The following is a 23,890-nucleotide window of genomic DNA, read 5'->3' on the forward strand; positions in this document are numbered from 1 at the left end:
AACCTCTATGGCACTTTAGATTTAAAAAAATAAAAGTAAATGGAGAAATGATTATGTATGTAATTAAAAATGGAACCATTCATACTGGAACGGGTGAAGTGCTTGAAAACTATGATATCTTAATCGAGGGGGAAAAGATTAAGAAAATCGAAAAGAATATCTGCGAAGCAGATGCAGAAATTATCGATGCAACAGGAAAACAGGTTTTCCCGGGTTTCATCGATCCACATTCTTCTATCGGAGCTATGGGGATTCCGACTCGTTACAGAGATAATGCAGAAACTACAAATGTAATCAATCCGGATCTGAGCGTGAAGTATGCCATTGATCCAGATGAAGTGAATGCACAGGAATTCTACAAATCAGGAATTACATCTGTTGGATTTTCACCGGATCACAGCAATGTGATCGGAGGACAGATTACAGTGTGTAAGACAGCTCCGGATCATATGGCAAACCGTATTGTAAAAGAGCACGCAGCAATGAAGGGAAGCGTATGCTCAACCGTTAAGGATGTATATGGTGCAAGTAACCAGATGCCGAAAACAAGAATGGGAATTTTCCATTTGCTCAAAGAAGCAATCAGAAAAGATGACCTTTTGAAGAAATATCAGATGCCATTTGTCATCGCTGCAGAAACTGCAGGTGAGATTCAGTGTCTTATGGAGCTTCTGAAAGATGAAGATATCCAGCTTACAATCGTAGATGGATTTGAATTCGGCGATGCGATTGAAGAACTGAAAGAAAAGAAAGTTGGAATTATCTTTGGTAATTTCAGCAATCTGTCACAGATTTCCAAACATGAAATCGACCTTTCCAGATTAAAAGAACTGGTAGAAAACGGAAACCGCATCGCATTTACAAACACATGCAAAGGTGCTTCTGAAGGTAGAGAAGTATTCATCTGGAGTGCAATCGAAGTATATCGTGCAGGAATCGATGCCGAGGATGTAGTAAAAATGATGACGATCCAGCCAGCCGAGATGCTTGGTGTTGCAGATCAGATCGGAAGTATCGAAGTTGGAAAAGACGCGGACATCACAATTTACAGTGATCATCCTGTAAAATCTTATGCGGCACACGTACAGTTTTGTATGATAAATGGAAAGGTGGTATTATCGTAATGCAGACATTAATCAAAAATGGTATTTTGTATACAATGACAGAGGATAAGGGCATCTTTCAGGGGGATATTCTCGTCGAAGGAACAAAGATCAAAGAAGTAGCAGAACATATCAGTGAAGACTGCTTAGAGGATGGAGATAAGCTCATTGAGGCAGAAGGATATTATGTTCTTCCGGGACTTATCGATGCACATTCTCACATCGGATTATTTGATTTCAATGTGGATCCGGGTGTAGACGATGCCAATGAGATGACAAATCCGGTTACTCTTTCTGTTGATGCACGTTTTGGAACTAATCCAAAAGCAAGAGAATTTAAAGTAGCTTATGAGCACGGAATCACAACCATGCTTCTGACTCCGGGAAGCGGAAATGTATTTTGCGGACTTCCGTTTGCACTTAAAACTTATGGAAACAATGTGTTTGATATGACAATCAAATCTCCATGTGCTGTAAAGATTGCTCTTGGCGGTAATCCGAAAAATACATACGGAGATCAGAGAAGACTTCCGATGACAAGAATGGGAATCGCTAAGGTTCTGGATGATACCTTTGCAAAAGCAAAGAAATACATGGAAGACAAAGAACAGAATAAAGAAGTGGAGTATGATCCGGATATGGAAGCTCTTTGCCTGGCTTTAAAAGGAGAAATTCCATGTAAGATCCACTGTACACAGTATGATATGCTCACAGCAATCGAGATTGCGAAAAAATACAACGTACACTTCTCATTAGAACATGCATGGGGAGCAACCGATTATCTGGATGAAATCGTGGAAAGCGGATGCGATATATGCTACGGACCGATTGCAACTTACCGTAGTCCTGGAGAACGTAGAAAAATCGATGTGGAAGCTGTAAAAATGCTGGATGACAGAGGGGTGAATGTGGCGATGATCACTGATTCACCGATTCTGAGTGAAGAATCCCTGTATCATCATGTGGGAGAAGCAGTGCGTGAAGGACTTGCACAGGAGAGAGCAGTAAGAACGGTTACGATCAATGCTGCAAAGGTGCTGGGCGTAGAAGACCGTCTGGGAAGCCTGGAAGAAGGAAAAGATGCAGATATTATTGTAATGAAAGGAAAACTCGGACTTGATACCGATGCAATGGTATACTATACGATGATTGAAGGTAAGATCGTATATCAGAAATAGAAACCAGATTGATAGATAAAAAAGAGAGATCAGTGAATTTCAAATATTCACTGATCTCTTTTTATTCTAATTAGATGATAGATTCTTACTGTCCATTGCCAGAATCTGAGCCGCCGGTATTGCCGGAATCAGTGCCGCCACCGGTATTACCGGAATCAGTGCCGCCACCGGTATTACCAGAATCGCCACCGGTATTACCGGAATTGCCACCGGTATTACCAGAATTGCCACTATTATTACCGGAATCAGTGCCGCCGGTATTGCCGGAATCACCGCCGGTACCACCGGTAGTATCCCCATTAGTGCCGGTAGAGTTACCGGAGGAGTTTCCACCCGTTGTACTATTAGAATCGGATTTGTCATTCGAATTTTTTGTACTGTTTGTGGTAGTTGACTTGCTTGCATGTCCGGAACATGTCTCGGTCGGGACAGTATCCGGATCAAACCATTCGGTCTGTGACGGACAGCCGGAACCGGCAAGTTTACCGGAAATTGTACATACGCTCTTCTGAACGAGAGAACCTGGCATCGCGAAGTCTTTGTAGGTTAGTCCCAAAGCTTCATCGATCCGGTTCATGATCTTAGCCCAGATCTTGAAATGATAGTTCCAGCTTCCTTCAGACATTTCCTGGTTACCATCGTAACCCATCCAGATACCACAGGTATAATACGGTGTAAATCCTTCGAACCAGAAGTCACGGTTGTCGGAGGTTGTACCGGATTTACCGGATGCAGGCATATTATTGAGCTGTGCATCGGTTGCAGTACCCTTTGTGACAACATCCTGCATGGCGTTGGTAAGAAGTGCTGCAGTTGTATCTTTGATCACAGTGTGGCTTTCCGGATTGGAGTTGTCGATCAGGACATTACCATCATGATCCAATACCTTTGTGTACAGGGATGGTTTGTTATATATACCGCCGTTTGCAATGGATGCATAGGCTGCTGTCAGTTCATAGTTGTAAACACCATGGGAAATACCACCAAGAGCAAGAGACTCTACAGCATCGTCTTCGGTAAGTGTGGAAAGACCAAATTTCTCGCAGTATTCAAAACCAAGATTGATACCAATCTTATTCAATGTCTTTACCGCAATGATGTTCATGGACTGTTCGATCGCCTGACGGTATGTTACGGTACCTTTATAGTAATCGCCCCACCAGTTATGAACCTGATGATGTTCCAGGTCGTGCTGATAGTAGTATTCTTCATCAACTTCGGTGGTAGCAAGTGTAAGATCTGCGCTGTCCAATGCCGGAGCGTATACGGCAAGAATCTTGAATGTAGAACCTGCGTTACGGGTAGAACCCTTGTATGCGCGGTTCAGTCCACGGTTGGTTGTTTTTTGTCCACGGCCACCGACAAGAGCTTTGATCTGCCCTGTTTTCTGATCGATGATGGTAAGTGAAGTCTGCGGCTGTGGAGAGAGGTTGACGTACTCATCATAGGTCTCGCCATCCTGGAGAAGACTGTTACGGAATGCGTCAATTCTTTCCTGCGCAGCTTCCTGTGATCCGAAGAGAAGTCCTTCATCATCACCGTACTGATCTGCCCCGAATTGTTTCAGGTGTCCGGCACTGTAGTTATCTACCGAGCCATCAGTATGATAGACTGTGAGGGCATAATCAACACCCCAGTCAATATTGGCCGGATAATTGTTGTCATCATTCAATTCTTCATCACAGATGTTCTGCATCGTAAGATTCTGAGTTGAATAAATGGTGAGACCACCGCTGTACAGTGCGTTCTCTGCCTGTGTCTGGGAATATCCAAGTCCGTCTTCTGAGGTGAGATCTTCGATCAGCTGCTCAGACAGGGCATCAACAAAATAAGAGTTGACGGTGTTGGTCTCTTCGATCCGTGTATTTACGTTCTGAATTCTGGAATATACGTCATCTGCCAGTGCCTCATCATGGGCAGCCTGGTCGATCCAGCCCTGATCGAGCATATTATCCAGAACTTTTTTGCGGCGGGTTGCGTTGTCTTCCGGATTGGTGATCGGATTGTATCTTCCCGGATTCTGTGTGATTGCAGCGATGGTTGCAGATTCGGAAAGGTTAAGTTCATTGACATCCTTATTAAAATATCTCTGTGCGGCTGACTGTACTCCCAGACAGTCCTGACCAAGGTTGATCGTGTTCAGGTAGCTTTCAAGGATTGAATCTTTATCAAGCTGCTTTTCAACCTGAATTGCGAGATACTGTTCCTGGATCTTACGTTCCAGCTTTTCTTCAAAAGTGCTTTCATTTACAAAGTCAGGGAAGACATTGTTCTTGATCAGCTGCTGGGTAATGGTACTGGCTCCTTCAGAGAAGTTGCCACCATGAGTGATACCAACAACAAAAGCACGGATAATACCTTGGATATCAACACCGTTATGCTTGTAAAAACGGGAGTCTTCGATTGCGACGAATGCATGCTGCAGATCCTCCGGGATCTGATCAATCGTCTTATATACACGGTTGGCACCTGCACCGGTGAATTCGGCTATTGTTGTCGTGCCGTCATCTGCAAGTGCGGTGGACGTATAACCCTGTGGTTTGATGCTGTCAGCTGTAATCTCAGGTGCATTATCAATCACATGCTTGATGATAAAGCCACCTCCGATCGCTGCGAGGATACAGCAGACAAAGATACATAATAGAAAACCTTTAAAAAGGCGAACGCCCAGTTTCTTTTTGTGCATATTCTTTTTCGATGTTATGCGTTTTTGTTTTTTAGAAGCTTTTCGCTTTCCATAATTCATGAATGCTTCCTCCTTCATATTGCAATATTATATCAAACTTGATAATCTAAATAAAGGAAAAATTGAAAACTTCAATGTTCCATTTTACAAAATTAAGAAAAATTTCGGAAATATAGGGAAATTGTAACATTTTTGTAATTTTCTTGCATCTGAAGAAATAGATTTGTATACTGGGAATAGTGAAAATATAAGGAAAATGAAGGGAAAAACGCAGACATGCAGGAAGAATACAAAACAGTATACCGGGGAGGAGAAGGGGAAATTGTTGAAAAGAAATCCCGTTTTATCGCAACGGTAAGACCGGTACACTCAGAAGAAGAAGTACTGGCATTTATAGAAGAAGTGAAGAAAAAATACTGGGACGCAAGACATAACTGTTTTGCTTATGTGATCGGTGTAACAAATCCAACTCTGAGATGTAGTGATGACGGGGAGCCTGCAGGTACAGCAGGAAAACCGATGCTGGATGTGCTTACAGGGGAAGGGCTTCACGATACGGCGGTTGTTGTGACCAGGTATTTTGGCGGGACGCTTCTGGGAACAGGTGGTCTGGTGCGGGCTTATCAGGGAGCAGTAAAGGAAGGTCTTCAGGCAAGTACTGTGATCACAAAGCGCCTGGGTTACCGGTATGAGATTGGAACGGATTATACCGGACTTGGGAAGATCCAGTATATCCTCGGACAACGGCAGATCAGTGTGCAGGATACACAGTATACGGATAAAGTGCTGATGAAAGTGATTCTGCCTTATGATCAGGAGCAATGTGTGGTTTCCGAGATTACAGAGGGAACAAATGGACAGGCTGTGATCGAAAAAGGAGACAGCTGCTATTTTGCGGAGGATGGAAAAGAAATCCTGGTTTTTGAGGAATAGAACAGGAAAAAGAACCCCTATACAGAACGGAGAATCCGTTCTGTATAGGGGTTTTAATGTCTTAGTATACAGGAGGAACTGCAGACAGCAGGTTCTCTGTATGAGCTTATTGGTTTACTGGAATTCCGGTTCGATCAGACCGTAGGTTCCATTCTTTCTCTTATATACGACATTGACTTCGTCTGTCTCAGCATTGCTGAATACGTAGAAGTTATGTCCGAGAAGTTCCATCTGAATGCAGGCATCCTCCGGGAACATTGGTTTGATGCCGAAACGTTTGGTACGGACGATCTCAATCTCGTCTGACTCTGCTGCCGAAGTATCGGATTCAATAAATTCCTGACGGAAATCATGTCCGCCCTGCTGTTTTGCAATCAGTTTGGTTTTATACTTTCTGAGCTGACGCTCGATAATTTCTTCTACGAGATCAATGGATACATACATATCGCTGCTTTCCTGCTCGGAACGGATAATGTTTCCTTTTACAGGGATCGTAACTTCGATTTTCTGACGTTCTTTTTCTACACTGAGTGTAACGATAATGTCAGTTTCAGGAGTAAAATACTTTTCCAGTTTTCCTAATTTCTGTTCTACAGCCTGTCTGAGACCAGGTGTGATGTCAATGTTTCTTCCGCTAATGATAAAATTCATACAGCTCAACTCCTTTTTTCTCATATTTCTCATAGTATGTACGGAGATAAGTGCATCTATAAGAGCTTGACCGGCAGGATGTATAGATAGTTTTTATATCCTTCCGGCTATAGCTACATTATACTCTATCATAGGGGAGAGATGCAATGGTAAATGCAAAAAAATTATTAAAATTCTGTAAAGAAAACTGAATTATCAGAAAATTCTGTCAATGTATGGAGCGGATTACTTCGATACGACTGATCTTGCCGTTATGCATTTTGGCAACGCGCAGACCAAAATTGTCGAAGAATGTACTTGCACCAACACCAATTTCTGTTTTTTCCTGTTCAAATCTTTTAGTGATCACGTCATATAAGGTTTGTTCATCTTCATACGGAATATGGACGTGCAGGATGCTGTTTACAATCCGTGCTTTTGTAGTAGCACGGAAAATGATTTTTTCAGATTCATCAAATTCAATAAAAAGGAACTTTCTGGTTGCAAATAAAAGTGCGATGGAGATCACACCGATCAGGCTGGATACCGGATTATTATGTGCCATGATCACCTGTCTGGCGATGGCAAATAACAGCACCTCAAACACAGTGGAAGGCTTGTGCTGATAAAGCATACGGATCAGCTCGACACCAATGATCAGATTGAAACAGGTTTCTACCAGGTCTTCGTAATTTGGATAAATATTCAGATCCGGAACATTTGGCATGGACAGGATCAGCTGGACAAGCAGAATGATGATTCCGGCAGCCAGAACGAATGAAATGATAAATTCCAGAAGTACGGTCAGCTTATGGAGTGCTGCGTTTAAGTATTTTTTCATAAAAAATCCCCCTTGTTCGTTGTATACAAAGATTGTAACGGATACAAGGGGGAAGTGTAAAGAAAAATCTATAGTTTTTTACTGGAAATTGCTTCTCTTACGGAGTTTCGGATCCAGAATCTTTTTACGGATACGCAGGCTCTTCGGTGTGACTTCCAGAAGTTCATCGGTATCGATGAAATCAAGTGCTTCTTCCAGACTGAGGATTCTCGGCGGAGTAAGCTTTAAGGCTTCATCAGCACTTGAAGAACGGGTATTGGTAAGGTGTTTGGTCTTACATACATTCAGTTCGATATCATCTGTCTTCGCATTCTGACCGATTACCATACCGGAGTAAACCTTTTCACCAGGTCCGATGAAGAGTGTTCCACGATCCTGTGCGTTGAACAGACCGTAAGCTACAGCTTCACCTGTCTCGAAGGCGATCAGGGATCCCTGGCTTCTGTACTGGATATCTCCTTTATACGGAGCGTAGCAGTCAAAGGCTGTGTTCATGATACCGTTACCTTTTGTATCGGTCAGGAATTCTCCACGATAACCGATCAGACCTCTTGACGGGATGGAGAATTCAAGACGGGTGTATCCGCCATTAGACATTCCCATGTTGCGGAGTTCGCCTTTTCTCTGGCTTAATTTATCAATAACTATACCTGTAAATTCATCCGGTACATCAATGTATACGGTTTCCATTGGCTCGAGCTGCTTGCCGTTTTCGTCTTTTTTGTAAAGAACTTCGGCTTTGCTGACTGCGAATTCATAACCTTCACGACGCATGTTTTCAACGAGGACGGAAAGATGAAGCTCTCCACGTCCGGATACCTTGAAGCTGTCTGTGTTGTCTGTCTCTTCAACACGAAGGCTGACGTCTGTATTCAGTTCACGGAACAGACGGTCACGGAGGTGACGGGAAGTGACGAATTTACCCTCCTGTCCTGCAAACGGACTGTCGTTGACAACGAACTGCATTGCGATCGTAGGCTCGGAAATCTTCTGGAATTCGATCGGAACCGGATTGTCCGGCGAACAGATCGTATCACCGATGGAAATATCTGCAATACCGGAGATTGCAACGATAGAACCGATGCCTGCTTCTTTTACTTCTACTTTATTCAGACCGTCAAATTCATATAATTTGCTGATCTTTACTTTTTTCTGTTTGTCCGGATCATGATGGTTTACAACAACTACATCCTGGTTGACAGAAATCGTTCCGTTATCGACTTTTCCAACACCGATACGGCCAACGTATTCATTGTAATCGATGGTACTGATCAGCATTTGTGTACCTGCATCAGGATCTCCTTCCGGAGCCGGGATGTAATCCAGGATGGTCTCAAACAGAGGAACCATGTCTTTCGGTTCATCGTCGATATTGTAAGTTGCATATCCGTCTCTTGCAGAAGCAAAAAGGAACGGGCAGTCAAGCTGTTCGTCAGATGCGCCCAGATCGATGAGAAGTTCAAGAACTTCATCGATAACTTCATCCGGACGTGCTTCCGGACGGTCGATCTTGTTGATACATACGATAACCGGGAGCTTCAGTGCAAGAGCTTTTTTCAAAACAAATTTGGTCTGTGGCATGGCACCTTCAAAAGCGTCAACCAGAAGAACCACTCCATTGACCATCTTAAGGACACGTTCTACTTCTCCGCCGAAATCGGCATGTCCAGGAGTGTCAATGATATTGATCTTTGTATTTTTATAAACAACTGCAGTGTTTTTGGAAAGAATGGTAATTCCACGTTCACGTTCGATATCGTTGGAATCCATTACTCGTTCGGCTACTTCCTGATTTTCACGGAAAACACCGCTCTGTTTTAAAAGTTCATCTACTAATGTTGTTTTACCATGATCAACATGGGCGATGATAGCAATATTTCTAATGTCTTCACGTTTTGTCTTCATATTCTCAAAACCCTTCTTATTACCTATTTAAAGTTACAACCCGTATAGTTTATCACATTTTGAAAAATTTACAAGTAGAAAGAAAAAAATTTGACTTTCTGCAAAAAAAGAGGTTACTTTTTGTTCTAAAAACTGGAAAAGCTTCATAGATTAGATAGTGATCAAGAGTAAGAACGCGGTAAAATACGCCTGCGAAGAGGAAGGAGATTTACATTATTATGTCAGATAAGATTATTGAAAATAACCAGGTAACGATCATGGGAAAGGTAGCAACTGAATTTTCATTCAGCCATGAGGTCTTCGGAGAAGGCTTTTATATGGTAGAGGTAGAAGTGAAAAGACTGAGCAATTCAGAAGACCGTATTCCGCTGATGATCTCAGAGAGGCTGATCGACGTGACACAGGATTATACCGGAGAGTATATTATGGTGCACGGACAGTTCCGCTCTTACAATCGGCATGAAGAGCAGAAAAACCGTCTGGTATTATCCGTATTTGTACGGGAGATTTCTTTTATGGAAGAAGAACCTGACGGGACAAAGACCAACAGTATCTGGCTGGATGGCTATATCTGCAAGGAACCGATCTACCGGAAGACACCGCTTGGAAGGGAGATCGCAGATCTTTTGCTTGCGGTTAACCGCCCATATGGAAAATCTGATTACATTCCATGTATCTGCTGGGGGAGAAATGCAAGATATGCCTCCGGCTTTGAAGTGGGAGAGCATGTACAGCTTCTGGGAAGGATCCAGAGCAGGGAATATGTAAAACGGATTTCAGATACCGAGACAGAAAAGAGGGTTGCTTATGAAGTTTCGGTCAGTAAACTGGAAAAGACTCTGATTGACAGTGCCTGCATTTAATGCTAAACTTGATTTGATCGTTTAGTATCATAAAGCAACATGTCAGGAGGAATATTATGGCTATATTTACAGGATCAGGAGTGGCACTTGTAACGCCGTTTCATGAGGACGAGAGTATAAATTATGACAAACTGGATGAAATGCTGGACTACCATTGTACACATGGGACCGACAGTATTATCATCTGCGGAACAACAGGTGAATCCTCTACTTTATCAGAAGAAGAGCACATGGAATGCATCAAATTTGCGATCGAGCGTGTCAAGGGAAGAATCCCGGTGATCGCAGGTACCGGTTCCAACAGTACCTACACAACGATCCAGATGTCAAAAGAGGCAGTAGAAGACGGTGCAGACGGACTGCTGCTTGTAACACCATATTATAACAAATGTACACAGGACGGACTGATCGCACATTATACCGCTGTTGCAAAAGAAGCAAAAGCACCAATCATCCTTTACAGTGTGGCGAGCCGTACCGGTGTGAATATTGCTCCGGAGACAGTTGCAGCTTTACATAAAAATATAGAGAATATTGTTGCGGTAAAAGAAGCATCAGGCAATATTTCCCAGATTTCAAAGATCATGCAGCTGACAGATGGCAAGATCGATCTGTATTCAGGCAATGATGACCAGATCGTACCGCTCCTTTCTGTTGGAGGAAAGGGTGTCATCTCAGTTCTTGCGAACGTGGCTCCGCAGTATACACATGACATCTGTGCAAAGTTCTTTGAAGGAGATGTCAAGGGAAGCTGTAAGATGCAGCTGGATGCGATTCCGCTGATCGAGAAGTTATTCTGTGAAGTGAATCCGATTCCGGTTAAAAAGGCTTTAAATCTGATGGGATGGCAGGCAGGTCCTCTGCGTATGCCTTTGACAGAGATGACAGAAGCACATACAGCACAGCTTGCAAAAGAACTGGAAGCATTTGGAATTAAACTGGCATAATAAAGGGTCAGATTATAGAGAAAAGGGACTGACTGGAGTATCCATCAGTTCCTTTTGTGCTATACAGGAATTTGTGAAAAGATACACAAGAAAATGGAGATAACAAGGAGGAATACAAAATGGTTAAGGCAATTATGCATGGATGTAACGGAAAAATGGGACAGGTGATCTCGGGACTTGTAAAGGAGGATGATGTGATCGAGATCGTGGCAGGTATTGATAAATTCACCGGAATCGAGAATCCGTACCCGGTATTTACAAGCCTTGCAGAGTGTGATGTGCAGGCAGATGTTGTGATTGATTTCTCAAACGCAGCAGCAGTTGATGAGCTCCTGGATGTATGTGTGGAGAAAACTCTTCCGGTTGTTCTTTGCACAACAGGACTTTCTGAGGAACAGCTTGCAAAGGTGAAAGAAGCAGGAGAAAAAGTTGCGGTTCTCCGTTCTGCAAACATGTCACTGGGAGTCAATCTTCTGATGAAGCTTTTAAAGGATGCAGCAAAGGTTCTTGCTCCGGCAGGCTTTGATATTGAAATTGTAGAAAAACATCATAATCAGAAAGTTGATGCTCCAAGTGGAACAGCGATCGCACTTGCAGATTCGATTAATGAAGCGATGGCTGACCAGTATGTATACAATTATGACCGCAGCCATGAACGAAAAAAACGTGAGAAAAACGAAATCGGGATCGTTGCAGTACGTGGAGGTACGATCGTTGGACAGCATGACGTCATCTTTGCGGGGGCAGATGAAGTGATCGAATTCCACCACACTGCATATTCAAAAGCAATTTTTGGAAAAGGTGCAGTTGAAGCTGCCAAATTCCTGGCTGGAAAACCGGCAGGAATGTACGATATGAGTGATGTGATCGGACTGTAAGCAGAAAAAGCTTTTATACAAGAGGGAGGAAGTTATGAAAGCATTAGAGGAGAAATATCTGGAAGGGCTGTCGGAATTATTTCCATCAATCGCAGCTGCGTCCACAGAAATTATTAACTTACAGGCAATCGTGAATCTTCCAAAAGGAACGGAACATTTTCTGACGGATATTCACGGAGAATATGAAGCGTTTGCACATGTGCTGAAGAACGGATCGGGTTCGGTAAAACGCAAGGTCGATGATGTATTTGCAAACACAATGAGCAGCCGGGACAAGCAGACACTGGCAACCTTGATCTACTATCCACGGGAGAAGATGGAGCGGATCCGGGAAGAAGAACAGAATATGGATGACTGGTACAAGATCATGCTGTACCGTCTGATCGAGGTAGCAAAACGTTCGGCGAGCAAATATACCAGATCGAAGGTCAGAAAAGCACTCCCGAAGGATTTTGCATATGTGATCGAGGAACTGATCACAGAAAAGTCAGGAATGACAGATAAGGAATCATATTATAATTCGATCATCAGTACAATTATCCAGATCGGAAGAGCGGAGGAATTTATTGTAGCCTTATGTGAACTGATCCAGCGTCTGGTTGTGGATCACCTGCATATTGTCGGTGATATTTACGACAGAGGTCCGGGACCGCATCTGATCATGGACAAGCTGATGGAGTATCATTCGGTGGACATCCAGTGGGGGAATCATGATATCCTGTGGATGGGAGCGGCAGCGGGGCAGAAATGCTGTATTGCGAATGTAATCCGTATCTGTGCCCGCTATGGGAATCTGGATATTCTGGAGGATGGATATGGGATTAATCTGCTTCCACTTGCAACTTTCGCATGGAAACAGTATGCAAAAGATCCCTGTGAATGCTTTTTATTAAAAGGGCAGGACAACTGCAAACCACAGGAGCTGGAACTGAATATGAAAATGCACAAGGCAATTTCTGTTATCCAGTTCAAAGTAGAAGGACAGGCAGCAGAGCTTTATCCGGAATTTGGTTTCCAGAGAAGAAACTTTCTGGATAAGATCAACTACGAGGAAGGGACTATAACGATAGGAGGAAAAATCTATCAGCTTCTGGATGATTATTTTCCGACCATAGATCCGAAGAATCCATATCAGCTTTCAGCTGAAGAAGAAGAGATTATGAACCGCCTGGTGAAAGCGTTCCAGAGCTGTGAAAAATTGCAGCGGCATATGCGTTTTCTTTTGAACAAAGGAAGTCTTTACAAGATTTACAATTCCAATCTGCTGTATCACGGCTGTGTTCCACTGAATGATGACGGATCACTCAGAAAGGTAAAGATATACGGTAAAAGCTATCAGGGAAGGACACTTTATGATGTGATGGAGTCCTATGTGAGAAAAGGATTTTTTGCGGTAGATCCGGATGAAAAGAAAAAAGGGCGTGACCTGATGTGGTATATCTGGCAGGGTGCGAATTCTCCTCTTTTCGGCAAAGATAAAATGGCGACCTTTGAGCGTTATTTCCTTGCAGAAAAGGAGCTGTGGAAAGAGAAAAAAAATGCGTATTATCTTCTTCTTGAAGATGAAAATGTGATGAACGGAATTCTGGATGAATTTGGCCTGGACAGAGAAATTTCCCATATCATCAACGGACATGTTCCGGTGAAAACGAAAAATGGAGAGAATCCGGTCAAATGTGGTGGAAAAGTGCTTGTTATTGATGGCGGATTTTCAAAAGCGTACCAGAAAGAAACCGGAATTGCAGGATACACGCTGATCTATAATTCCTATGGACTGATCCTTGCGGCGCATGATCCGTTTGAATCGACGGAGGCAGCTATTGAAAAAGAAAGAGATATCCATTCGGACAGTGTGATCGTAAAACGGACACTCGAACGCAAGACGGTAGGAGATACTGATGTTGGAAAAGTACTGAAGGAACGGATCGCGGATCTGGAGTCATTGCTGGACGCTTACAGAAGTGGTCAGATCATCGAAAAAATTTAAAAATAAGTATAAAAATCCTTTTTCTGCGGATAGTAATAGTACAAGTATTTTACAGAAAAAGGAGAATTACAACATGCAATATCTAAGAAGAATGGTTCTGGTTTTTACCTGTGTGATGCTGATGGGAGGAATTACGGCGTGTGGAAATGGTGATAACGCTGCAAATCCGGATACGAATACCGGTGGGACGAATCAGAATGGAACGGTAAATGATGTCACAAACGATATCGGAGATGGTGTTGAGGATGCAGTAGATGATGTGGAAGACGGAGTCGATGATATGACCAGAAACAGGACAGAGGACCGGAATGTAAATGATAATCATACAATAGATGGTCAGGAATAGGGAAAAGGCAAGACTTTGCGGAAAAGTCTTGCCTTTTTTACAGACAAAAGGTAGTAAAATGTCCGTGGGTGTGATACAATATGACGGTATGTAAAGACGAGATCAACAGAAAAAGCGGAGGACTTCATGAAATTTCGACCATGTATAGATATTCATAACGGTGCAGTCAAGCAGATTGTGGGTGGCAGCCTGAAAGATGCGGGAAATGCAGCGGTAGAAAATTACATATCCAGACAGGATGCAGATTATTATGCGACAATGTATAAGAAAGATGGACTTACCGGAGGACACATTATTTTGCTGAATCCGCCGGCATCGGAATACTATGATGCGACAAAGGCACAGGCACTGAAAGCATTACATGCCTATCCGGGCGGAATGCAGATCGGCGGAGGAATTACTGCAGAAAATGCTGCAGAGTATCTGGAGAAAGGGGCAAGTCATGTGATAGTTACATCCTATGTATTTCAGGATGGACAGGTGCGGTATGACCGGCTGGACCGGCTGAAAAAGGCAGTAGGGAAAGAGCATCTGGTACTGGATCTCAGCTGCCGGAGGCGCGAGAACAGTTATTATATTGTAACCAACAGATGGCAGACATTTACCGAGCTCAGACTGATACCGGAGGTCCTGGAAGAGCTGTCCGGATGGTGTGATGAATTTCTGGTTCACGGGGTTGATGTAGAAGGAAAAGCATCTGGTACAGAGGAGGATCTGGTCAGGATGCTTGCGGCGTGGAACGGACTTCCGATTACCTATGCCGGTGGAATTGGAAGCATGGAGGATCTGCGGGAGTTTGCACGGATCAGCGGGGAAAAGCTGGACTATACGATCGGCAGTGCACTGGATCTTTTTGGCGGTAAGATTCCGTATGCCGAGCTGACAGAACCGGTGAAATAAACTGATTGAAGAATAAAAGAAATGGTGCTACAATGGATACTGTCTATCTATAGCGGAAAAAAGCAAAACACTTCAGACAGAAGTGATAAGCAAGGAATATAAGGAGCTTAATAAAATGGGAATTATTGAAAAGATATTTGGAACGCACAGCGAACATGAATTGAAGCGAATCTACCCGATCGTGGATCATATTGATGCGCTGGAGCCGGAGATGCAGAAGCTCTCCGATGAGGAATTGAAAGAAAAGACGAAAGAATTCAAGGAGAGGCTTGCAAAAGGAGAGACACTGGACGATCTTCTTCCGGAAGCATTTGCTGTTGTAAGAGAGGCAGCTGTCCGTGTACTTGGAATGCGCCACTACCGTGTACAGATGATCGGGGGTATCATCCTGCATCAGGGCCGTATTGCCGAGATGAAGACCGGTGAAGGTAAAACACTTGTATCTACACTGCCGGCATACTTAAATGCACTGACCGGAGAAGGGGTGCATATTGTAACAGTTAACGACTATCTGGCAAAGCGTGATGCTGAGTGGATGGGAAAGGTTCATGAATTCCTGGGACTGACTGTTGGAGTTGTTCTGAACCAGATGGATAATGATGAACGACGTGCAGCGTATAATTGCGATATCACTTATGTGACGAATAATGAACTTGGTTTCGATTACCTCCGTGATAACATGGTTATCTACAAAGAACAGCTGGTACAGCGCGGTATGAAATATGCACTTATCGATGAGGTTGACTCAGTTCTGATCGATGAAGCGAGAACACCGCTTATCATTTCCGGACAGAGCGGAAAGTCAACCAGACTTTACGAAGCATGTGATGTTCTGGCAAGACAGCTGGAGAGAGGTGAAGCAAGCGGGGAATTTTCTAAGATGAACGCCATTATGGGAGAAGAAATCGAAGAGACCGGAGACTTCATTGTCAATGAAAAAGAAAAGAATATCAACCTGACCGAAGAGGGTGTGAAGAAGGTTGAGAAGTTCTTCCATATTGAGAACCTTGCTGACCCGGAGAACCTGGAGATCCAGCACAACATCATTCTGGCACTGCGTGCACATAATCTGATGTTCCGTGACCAGGATTATGTAGTAAAAGATGATGAGGTCCTGATCGTTGATGAATTTACCGGACGTATCATGCCGGGACGCCGTTATTCTGACGGACTTCATCAGGCAATCGAAGCAAAAGAGCATGTAAAGGTCAAGAGAGAAAGTAAGACTCTGGCTACCATTACATTCCAGAATTTGTTTAATAAATATGAGAAGAAATCCGGTATGACAGGTACAGCCCTCACAGAGGAACAGGAGTTCCGTGATATTTACGGAATGGACGTTATTGAGATTCCGACGAATGTTCCGGTACAGAGAATTGACCTGGAGGATGCCGTTTACAAATCAAAGAAAGAGAAATTTAACGCAGTTATTGATGCAATCTGTGAAGCGCATGAAAAAGAACAGCCGGTTCTGGTTGGTACGATCACGATCGAAACTTCCGAGCTCCTCAGTAAGATGCTCAGTAAACGCGGCGTAAAACATAATGTACTGAATGCCAAGTTCCATGAACTGGAGGCTGAGATCGTTGCACAGGCAGGACAGCATGGGGCTGTTACGATCGCAACCAACATGGCAGGCCGTGGTACGGATATCAAGCTTGATGAAGAATCAAGAGCAGCCGGCGGACTGAAGATCATCGGTACAGAACGTCATGAGTCCCGTCGTATTGACAACCAGTTGCGTGGACGTGCCGGACGTCAGGGCGATCCGGGAGAATCCAGATTCTATATTTCTCTGGAGGATGACCTGATGCGTCTGTTCGGTTCCGAGAGACTGATGGATGTATTTACCAAGCTTGGAGTAGAAGAAGGAGAACAGATCGAGCACAAGATGCTTTCAAGTGCGATTGAGAAGGCTCAGAAGAAGATTGAGAGCAATAACTTTGGTATTCGTAAGAACCTGCTTGAATATGACCAGGTAATGAACGAACAGAGAGAGATCATCTACGATGAAAGACGCAGAGTCCTTGACGGTGAGAATATGAGAGATTCTATCTTCCATATGATCACAGACTTTGTGGAAAATACTGTCGATGCCAATCTTTCTGAGGAACAGGATTTTGAAGAATGGGATCTTGGAGCAATGAACCGTGACCTTCTGGATGTGATTCCAACGCTTCCGCCGGTTACGGAGGAGGATGCAAAGGATAAAGAGCCAAAAGAGATCAAGCATCTCCTGAAAGAACGTGCTGCAAAAGCATACGAAGAAAAAGAAGCACAGTTCCCGGAAGCAGAGCATCTGCGTGAGGTGGAGCGTGTGTTCCTTCTGCGTGTGATCGATGCAAAATGGATGGATCACATTGATGATATGGATCAGTTACGTCAGGGAATCGGTCTGCAGGCTTACGGACAGAGAGATCCTCTGGTTGAATACAAGATGATCGGATATGATATGTTCGGTGAAATGACACGTGCAATCGAAGTGGATACAGTCAGACTTCTCTTCCATGTCAATGTAGAACAGAAGGTTGAAAGAGAACAGGTTGCAAAGGTAACCGGTACCAATAAAGATGACAGTGTTGCAAAGGGTCCAAAGGTACGTGCCGAGAAAAAGATATATCCAAATGATCCATGCCCGTGTGGAAGCGGCAAGAAATACAAACAGTGCTGTGGAAGAAAATAAATACGATTGTTTGGATTTTTATATAATTTTATGAGATTTGAGGTGATACAGTGGTTGAATTAGACGGATTTAAGCAGACATTAAATGCGTATGAAGAACCCCTGAAGGAAATGAGGGATTCACTTTGACCTGGCAGGCAAAGAAAAACGGATTGAAGAGCTGGAAAGAAAGATAGAAGAACCGGGGTTCTGGGACAAGACAGAGCTTTCGCAGAGGATCATGAAAGAACTCCGGAAAATGCAGGACTGTGTGAAGGAGGTCCGGGATCTGGAAAGTTCATATGAAGATATCAATGCACTGATTGAACTTACGGAAGAGGAAGAAGACCGGGAGATGATCAAAGAGATCCAGCGTGAGATCGCTAAATTTGAAAAAGAATTTGAAGATCTCAGGATCCGGACGCTTCTTTCGGGAGAATATGATTCCTGCAATGCAATCGTGACACTGCATGCAGGAGCCGGAGGAACAGACAGCTGTGACTGGGCAAATATGCTGTATCGTATGTATACAAGATATGCACAGTCAAAAGGATTTCAGATAACCGTGCTGGACTATCAGGACGGAGATATTACCGGACTGAAAGGAATCACGTTTGAAGTAACGGGAGATAATGCATATGGCTATTTTCAGTCAGAAAAGGGAGTGCACCGTCTGGTGCGTATTTCTCCGTTCAATTCAGCAGGCAAGAGGCAGACATCTTTTGCATCCTGTGATGTGATACCGGATATTGAAGATGATATTGACATTGAGCTGAATGACGATGACCTGCGGATCGATACCTACCGTTCGAGCGGAGCCGGAGGACAGCATATCAACAAGACTTCGTCTGCGGTGCGGATCACGCATCTTCCGACAGGAATCGTAGTGCAGTGCCAGAATGAACGTTCGCAGCTTTTTAATAAGGACAAAGCGATGCAGATGTTGAAAGCCAAGCTGTATCTTTTGAAAAAGCAGGAGCAGGAAGAAAAGGTATCCGGCATCCGGGGGGAAGTTCAGGATATCAATTTTGGAAGCCAGATCCGATCCTATATTTTACATCCTTACAATCTGGTCAAGGATCACCGTACCGGTGAAGAGACCGGAAATGTAAGCGCAGTTCTGGATGGGGAGCTGGATCCATTTATCAATGCTTATCTGAAACAGAGGAGTAACAATGGATAATACAAAGTACTATGTGGTAAAGAAAAAAGCAGTGCCGGAGGTGCTCATAAAGGTTGTCGAGACAAAGAGACTGCTCGCAACCAGACGTGGAATGACTATTCAGGAAGCGACAGAAGAGATCGGTATCAGCAGAAGTTCTTTCTATAAATATAAGGATGATATTTTCCCATTTCACGAAAATGAAAAAGGAAGGACTGTTACGATGGTTATTCAGCTTGATGATACACCGGGGGTTATGGCAGAGCTTTTAAACGCGGTGGCAAGGTATCAGGCGAATATCCTGACGATTCACCAGAGTATTCCAATCAACGGGGTGGCAACACTGACGCTCAGTGTGGAGGTGTTGCAGACAACGAAGAATCTGTCGGAGATGGTGGAAGAGATTGAACAGCATTCAGGTGTGCATTATTTGAAAATCGTAGGCAGGGAGTAGACAAAAAGATGAAGATTGCAGTATTGGGTTATGGTACCGTAGGTTCTGGTGTGGTAGAGGTTCTGGATGTAAATCAGAAGCTGATCGCGTCACGGGCAAAAGAAGAAATTGAAGTAAAATATGTGTTGGATCTGAGAAATTTCCCGGGAGATAAGATCCAGGAAAAGATTGTTCATGATTATGAGATTATCCTGAATGATCCGGAGATTGGAATTGTAGTAGAAGTGATGGGCGGTGTGGAACCGGCGAATACCTTTGTCAGAAAAGCACTGGAAGCAGGAAAAAGTGTTGTGACATCCAATAAGGCGTTGGTTGCCAAGCATGGATCCGCACTTCTTAAAACAGCACGGGAAAAGAATGTGAATTTCCTTTTTGAAGCAAGTGTGGGAGGGGGGATTCCAATCCTCCGGGCACTTGGATCATCCCTGACAGGTGATGAGATCGAAGAAATCGCAGGAATCCTGAACGGAACAACCAATTACATGATGACCAGGATGTTCTACGAGGGAGCGAACTATGAAGAGGTTCTCCGTGAAGCACAGAAGAATGGATTTGCAGAGGCAGATCCGACTGCTGATGTGGAAGGACAGGATGCATGCCGGAAGATCGCGATCCTTGCATCGATCATCTCAGGAAAATATGTGGATTTTGAAGAAATTTATACCGAAGGTATTACAAAGATCACAACAGAAGATATGCAGTATGCAAAGGCTCTGGGAATGAATATCAAACTTCTTGCTGAATGTAAGCATGTGGACGGAACTCTTTATGCGGGAGTTGCACCGGTGCTTCTTCATGCAGAACATCCGCTTTACAGTGTGAATGGTGTATTTAATGCCGTATTTGTAAAGGGGAATATGCTGGGAGATGCGATGTTCTACGGAAGTGGGGCAGGAAAGCTTCCGACTGCAAGTGCGGTTGTGGCTGACATTGTGGCAGTTGTACAGAATCAGGGCAGAGATATCATGAATTTCTGGAGCGAAGAAAAGCTTACATTGGAAGACAGAAGCAAGACCAGTAAGAAGTTCCTGGTGCGAATCCTTGGAAATGAGGATGCGTTCAAAGAACGAATCGGCAATGATTTTGGTGAAGTAAGATTTGTAGAGGCAGGGGTCAATGGAGAATTCGGTTTTGTCACACCGGTGATGACCGAGGGAGAATACGAGGAAAAAGCAAAAGCTTATCCGGAAATCCTGCATATGATAAGAGTAGAAGAAGAAGTCTAAAAATGCAGGAACTGTAGGAGGAAATTATGCTGGTAGTTAAGAAATTTGGCGGCAGTTCAGTTGCAGATAAAGAGAGGATCTTTAATGTGGCAAGACGCTGCGCAGAAGAGTATCAGATGGGGAATGATGTGATTGTTGTTCTCTCTGCAATGGGAGATACAACAGATGAACTGCTTGAGAAGGCAGCCGAGATCAATCCGTATCCATCAAAACGAGAACTTGATATGCTCCTTACCACGGGAGAGCAGGCATCTGTGGCACTGATGGCAATGGCACTTCAGTTTTTGAATGTTCCGGCAATCTCGCTGAATGCATTCCAGGTAAAGATGCATTCTACGGCGCGGAACGGAAATGCAAGATTTAAAAGAGTGGATACAGACCGTATCACCCACGAACTGGAGAACCGTAAGATCGTGATCGTAACCGGATTCCAGGGAGTCAACCATTATGGAGACTATACCACACTTGGAAGAGGTGGATCCGATACGACAGCTGTGGCACTTGCGGCTGCAATGCATGCAGACAAATGCGAGATTTATACAGACGTAGACGGTGTTTACACTGCAGACCCGAGAGTGGTACCGAATGCACGCAAAATCGAAGAGATCACCTACGATGAGATGCTGGAGCTTGCAACATCAGGGGCAAAGGTTTTACATAATCGTTCTGTAGAGATGGCGAAAAAATACGGGGTTGAGCTGGTTGTACGTTCCAGCCTGAACACAGAAGAAGGAACCCTGGTCAAGGAGGTAGCAAAGGTGGAAAAAATGTTAATTACCGGCGTTGCGGCAGATAAAAATACAGCGAGAATTTCAGTAATGGGTGTAGAAGACAAACCAGGTACTGCGTTTAAGATTTTCAATACACTTGCAAAGCATAATATTAACGTAGATATTATTCTTCAGTCAGTTGGACGTGACGGAACAAAAGACATTACGTTTACTGTATCACAGGATGATCTTAAAGAGGCAATGGAAGTTATGGAAGCCAGAAAAGAAGCCCTTACGATCAAAGAGATGAATTATAACGAAAAAGTTGCAAAGGTATCGATCGTAGGAGCTGGAATGCTCAGCAATCCGGGCGTTGCTGCGACCATGTTTGAGTCACTGAGCAATTCCAATATCAATATCAATATGATTTCTACATCAGAGATCCGTATCACGGTTCTGATCGATGAAAAAGATGCAGACCGTGCACTGGTTGCAATCCATGACGGATTTGGTCTGGAAGACTAATAAAAAGAATGTGGTCGCAAATGTACCGGATGGCGCATTTGCGAAAGAAAAAAGGATTGGGAAATTTCTCAATCCTTTTTCTGACTCAGTGTACTGTTATGATATTTGCTGGAAAAGGTGACATCCTCACCAAACCAGTCCGGCGGGGTAAAGGAATTTGCCTCTTCTTCGGAAGAAAATTCGACTTCGGCAAGGAGAAGAGGGGAGAGATCACCGGCGAAGACGTCAAGCTCGATCGTGAGATGATCTTCGTAAGGGATGCAGTAGCGTTCTTTTGTGATAATGCGCCCGTCTGCCTTTTCGCGCAGATGGCAGTAGGCTTCCTCGGTAAGAGGAAGATTATGTTCTTCACGCATCATCAGACCTTTGGATTTGTAGGTCAGGATGTAGTCATCAGCATCTCTGCGGACACGGACAACCGGTTCGGTGCATAGATAAGCCTGCTCAAGTGTGCGGTGCGGATAAGCTTCAAGGTGATCCGGAAGCTTATGAATCAGATATTTGCGTTCGATTTCCATGGGAAAGCCCTCCTTATACATTCATTAACAGTATAGCGGAGTTTTTCAGGGGAGACAAGGCAGAAAGTTGCCATTTTTGCAGGCTTCTGTTACAATGGGGAACATCAGGAAAAAGAAAGGATGGACAAGATTATGAATGAAGTATGTGTATTTCTTGCAGATGGATTTGAAGAGATTGAAGGTCTTACGGTCGTTGATCTTTTAAGAAGAGCCGGGATCGAGACCAGAACCGTTTCCATCATGGGACAGGAAGAAATCAAGGGGGCACACGGAATTATAGTAAAAGCAGACAGCTTGTTTGAAAATACAGATTTTTCAGAGGTGAAGATGCTGGTGCTTCCGGGGGGGATGCCGGGAACAATCCATTTAAAAGAACACAAAGGTCTTGAAGAGCTGATCCTAAAACATAATGAAGAAAAAAAATATCTGGCTGCAATCTGTGCGGCACCGACCGTATTTGGCGGAATGGGAATCCTGAAAGGAAAGAAGGCAATCTGCTATCCGGGAATGGAAGAAGGACTTATCGGAGCGGAAGTTACCTGTCAGCCGGCAGTGACAGATGGACATATCACAACCAGCCGGGGACTTGGAACCGCGATCGATTTTGCACTTGCGCTGATCAGCGAGCTGCGGGATAAAGAAAGCGCAGATACCATTTCAAAGCAGGTAGTCTATGAACGGTAGTTTCTGGAAAAAGAGAAAAGCAGGCAGTGTGTTTCTGGCAGTGCTGCTTTTGACTACACTGCTTGCCGGATGTGGGATCAATGAAGGAAAGGCGGAAAAATATGTGCAGGCGAACCTGGATCTGACTTTTCAGGGACAAACCCAGGAAGCAAAAGAAATCCTCGGAGCATCAGACAGTGATCTGAAAAAGGTCTATGAGAACGGGATCAATGCTTTTGTCCAGGACTGTCTGCTAAATGGTGTGGAGACGGAAAATGACTTTTCTGAGACATATGGTGTATTGATTAAAGAGATCTTTAGTTCCGCCCGTTATCAGGTAAGTGGTGTAAAAAAGACGGGGAGTAAGACCTGTGAGGTGACGGTAAAGTACCAGCCGGTGGATGTATTTACCCGCTTCATGCCGAAGCTGAAGGAAGAGTCCGAGAAGATCCAGGCAGACAAAGATGCAGGAAAGTACAGTGGAACAGATGAAGAAATCAAAGAGGCAATGGTGCTGGATTACATGACCGGTGCATACAGTCTTTTAAGAAGTTCTTATCTTGATATGCAGTATGGAGAGAAGCAGGAATATACCTTTACCGTGACGCAAAAAGGGCGGAATACCTGGTCGATCGGTGATGAGGAATTAAATGGCTTTATAGAACGAATTTTAGAGCTTGATAAACTGTAGAAGTTGTGCTATACTTGTAAAATGATTGTAATGTAGATAAGTCTGTCGACTTTTTGCATATGTAAATTTAGGAGGAAATGGTA

Annotated in this window: 21 protein-coding genes; 16 read left to right on the forward strand and 5 right to left on the reverse strand. The window is 43.8% G+C overall.

The window, feature by feature from the left end; all coding sequences use genetic code 11:
* Positions 1-53 precede the first annotated feature (53 nt).
* Both AB5213_RS08395 and AB5213_RS08400 read left to right on the forward strand, forming a co-directional pair.
* On the forward strand, positions 54-1,124 hold the full coding sequence (locus AB5213_RS08395) for an amidohydrolase family protein (protein WP_195502346.1): 1,071 nt from the start codon (positions 54-56) through the stop codon (positions 1,122-1,124).
* Entirely contained in the window at positions 1,124-2,281 is a 1,158-nt protein-coding gene (locus tag AB5213_RS08400; RefSeq protein WP_008374474.1) for an amidohydrolase family protein, read from the forward strand. The genes AB5213_RS08395 and AB5213_RS08400 overlap by 1 nt, the downstream gene beginning before the upstream one ends.
* Positions 2,282-2,366: 85 nt before the next feature.
* On the opposite strand, the gene AB5213_RS08405 is transcribed toward AB5213_RS08400, so the two are convergent.
* Positions 2,367-5,027, reverse strand: coding sequence for a transglycosylase domain-containing protein (locus tag AB5213_RS08405; RefSeq protein WP_368276598.1), 2,661 nt, complete (start codon positions 5,025-5,027; stop codon positions 2,367-2,369).
* Positions 5,028-5,243: 216 nt separating this feature from the next.
* Between AB5213_RS08405 and AB5213_RS08410 the strand changes: the two genes are divergently transcribed.
* On the forward strand, positions 5,244-5,900 hold the full coding sequence (locus AB5213_RS08410) for a YigZ family protein (RefSeq protein WP_008374480.1): 657 nt from the start codon (positions 5,244-5,246) through the stop codon (positions 5,898-5,900).
* Between the two features lie 114 nt (positions 5,901-6,014).
* On the opposite strand, the gene raiA is transcribed toward AB5213_RS08410, so the two are convergent.
* From raiA to typA, 3 genes are all read right to left on the reverse strand, one after another.
* A complete protein-coding gene (gene raiA / locus AB5213_RS08415) occupies positions 6,015-6,551 on the reverse strand; it encodes a ribosome-associated translation inhibitor RaiA (RefSeq protein ID WP_022220288.1) in 537 nt (178 codons plus the stop codon).
* Positions 6,552-6,759: 208 nt separating this feature from the next.
* Positions 6,760-7,371: a transporter gene (locus tag AB5213_RS08420; RefSeq protein WP_008374483.1), complete on the reverse strand. Its 612-nt coding sequence runs from the start codon at positions 7,369-7,371 to the stop codon at positions 6,760-6,762.
* Positions 7,372-7,449: 78 nt separating this feature from the next.
* Positions 7,450-9,276, reverse strand: coding sequence for a translational GTPase TypA (gene typA, locus AB5213_RS08425; RefSeq protein WP_008374484.1), 1,827 nt, complete (start codon positions 9,274-9,276; stop codon positions 7,450-7,452).
* A gap of 218 nt (positions 9,277-9,494) precedes the next feature.
* On the opposite strand from typA, the gene AB5213_RS08430 reads away from it, so the two are divergent.
* From AB5213_RS08430 to AB5213_RS08480, 11 genes are all read left to right on the forward strand, one after another.
* Positions 9,495-10,139 carry a single-stranded DNA-binding protein gene (locus AB5213_RS08430; RefSeq protein ID WP_008374486.1) on the forward strand — a complete coding sequence of 215 codons (645 nt, stop codon included), beginning with the start codon at positions 9,495-9,497 and terminating at the stop codon, positions 10,137-10,139.
* Between the two features lie 56 nt (positions 10,140-10,195).
* The gene (gene dapA, locus AB5213_RS08435; RefSeq protein WP_008374488.1) at positions 10,196-11,086 is read left to right on the forward strand and encodes a 4-hydroxy-tetrahydrodipicolinate synthase; all 891 of its coding nucleotides are present in this window, start codon (positions 10,196-10,198) and stop codon (positions 11,084-11,086) included.
* Positions 11,087-11,205: 119 nt separating this feature from the next.
* The gene (gene dapB / locus AB5213_RS08440; RefSeq protein ID WP_022220287.1) at positions 11,206-11,964 is read left to right on the forward strand and encodes a 4-hydroxy-tetrahydrodipicolinate reductase; all 759 of its coding nucleotides are present in this window, start codon (positions 11,206-11,208) and stop codon (positions 11,962-11,964) included.
* 34 nt (positions 11,965-11,998) lie between these two features.
* Positions 11,999-13,951 (forward strand): fructose-1,6-bisphosphatase, encoded by a 1,953-nt coding sequence (locus AB5213_RS08445; RefSeq protein ID WP_215634601.1) that lies wholly within the window; start codon positions 11,999-12,001, stop codon positions 13,949-13,951.
* Between the two features lie 73 nt (positions 13,952-14,024).
* Positions 14,025-14,297, forward strand: coding sequence for a hypothetical protein (locus AB5213_RS08450; RefSeq protein WP_055156975.1), 273 nt, complete (start codon positions 14,025-14,027; stop codon positions 14,295-14,297).
* Between the two features lie 126 nt (positions 14,298-14,423).
* A complete protein-coding gene (hisA, locus tag AB5213_RS08455; protein WP_175305766.1) occupies positions 14,424-15,197 on the forward strand; it encodes a phosphoribosylformimino-5-aminoimidazole carboxamide ribotide isomerase in 774 nt (257 codons plus the stop codon).
* Positions 15,198-15,312: 115 nt separating this feature from the next.
* On the forward strand, positions 15,313-17,880 hold the full coding sequence (gene secA, locus AB5213_RS08460; protein ID WP_022220283.1) for a preprotein translocase subunit SecA: 2,568 nt from the start codon (positions 15,313-15,315) through the stop codon (positions 17,878-17,880).
* A gap of 50 nt (positions 17,881-17,930) precedes the next feature.
* A protein-coding gene (gene prfB, locus AB5213_RS08465) for a peptide chain release factor 2 (protein ID WP_117556961.1) occupies positions 17,931-19,041 on the forward strand; the annotation gives its coding sequence in 2 pieces (ribosomal slippage) (positions 17,931-18,005 and positions 18,007-19,041; 1,110 coding nt in all).
* Entirely contained in the window at positions 19,034-19,474 is a 441-nt protein-coding gene (locus AB5213_RS08470) for an ACT domain-containing protein (protein ID WP_008374505.1), read from the forward strand. Before prfB ends, AB5213_RS08470 begins: the two co-directional genes overlap by 8 nt.
* A gap of 8 nt (positions 19,475-19,482) precedes the next feature.
* Positions 19,483-20,700 (forward strand): homoserine dehydrogenase, encoded by a 1,218-nt coding sequence (locus AB5213_RS08475; RefSeq protein ID WP_173685486.1) that lies wholly within the window; start codon positions 19,483-19,485, stop codon positions 20,698-20,700.
* A 26-nt stretch (positions 20,701-20,726) separates the two neighbouring features.
* Entirely contained in the window at positions 20,727-21,935 is a 1,209-nt protein-coding gene (locus AB5213_RS08480; RefSeq protein WP_055246725.1) for an aspartate kinase, read from the forward strand.
* A gap of 68 nt (positions 21,936-22,003) precedes the next feature.
* On the opposite strand, the gene AB5213_RS08485 is transcribed toward AB5213_RS08480, so the two are convergent.
* The gene (locus tag AB5213_RS08485) at positions 22,004-22,453 is read right to left on the reverse strand and encodes a CYTH domain-containing protein (protein WP_055246723.1); all 450 of its coding nucleotides are present in this window, start codon (positions 22,451-22,453) and stop codon (positions 22,004-22,006) included.
* A 120-nt stretch (positions 22,454-22,573) separates the two neighbouring features.
* On the opposite strand from AB5213_RS08485, the gene AB5213_RS08490 reads away from it, so the two are divergent.
* Both AB5213_RS08490 and AB5213_RS08495 read left to right on the forward strand, forming a co-directional pair.
* Entirely contained in the window at positions 22,574-23,137 is a 564-nt protein-coding gene (locus AB5213_RS08490; RefSeq protein ID WP_242856252.1) for a DJ-1 family glyoxalase III, read from the forward strand.
* Complete coding sequence (locus tag AB5213_RS08495; protein ID WP_055246721.1) at positions 23,127-23,807, forward strand: hypothetical protein; 681 nt, start codon at positions 23,127-23,129, stop codon at positions 23,805-23,807. Before AB5213_RS08490 ends, AB5213_RS08495 begins: the two co-directional genes overlap by 11 nt.
* The last annotated feature ends 83 nt before the right edge of the window (positions 23,808-23,890 follow it).

It is taken from the genome of Coprococcus sp. RTP21204st1_G4_RTP21204_210225 (assembly GCF_040915385.1).
Taxonomy (GTDB): Bacteria; Bacillota; Clostridia; order Lachnospirales; family Lachnospiraceae; genus Allocoprococcus; species Allocoprococcus comes.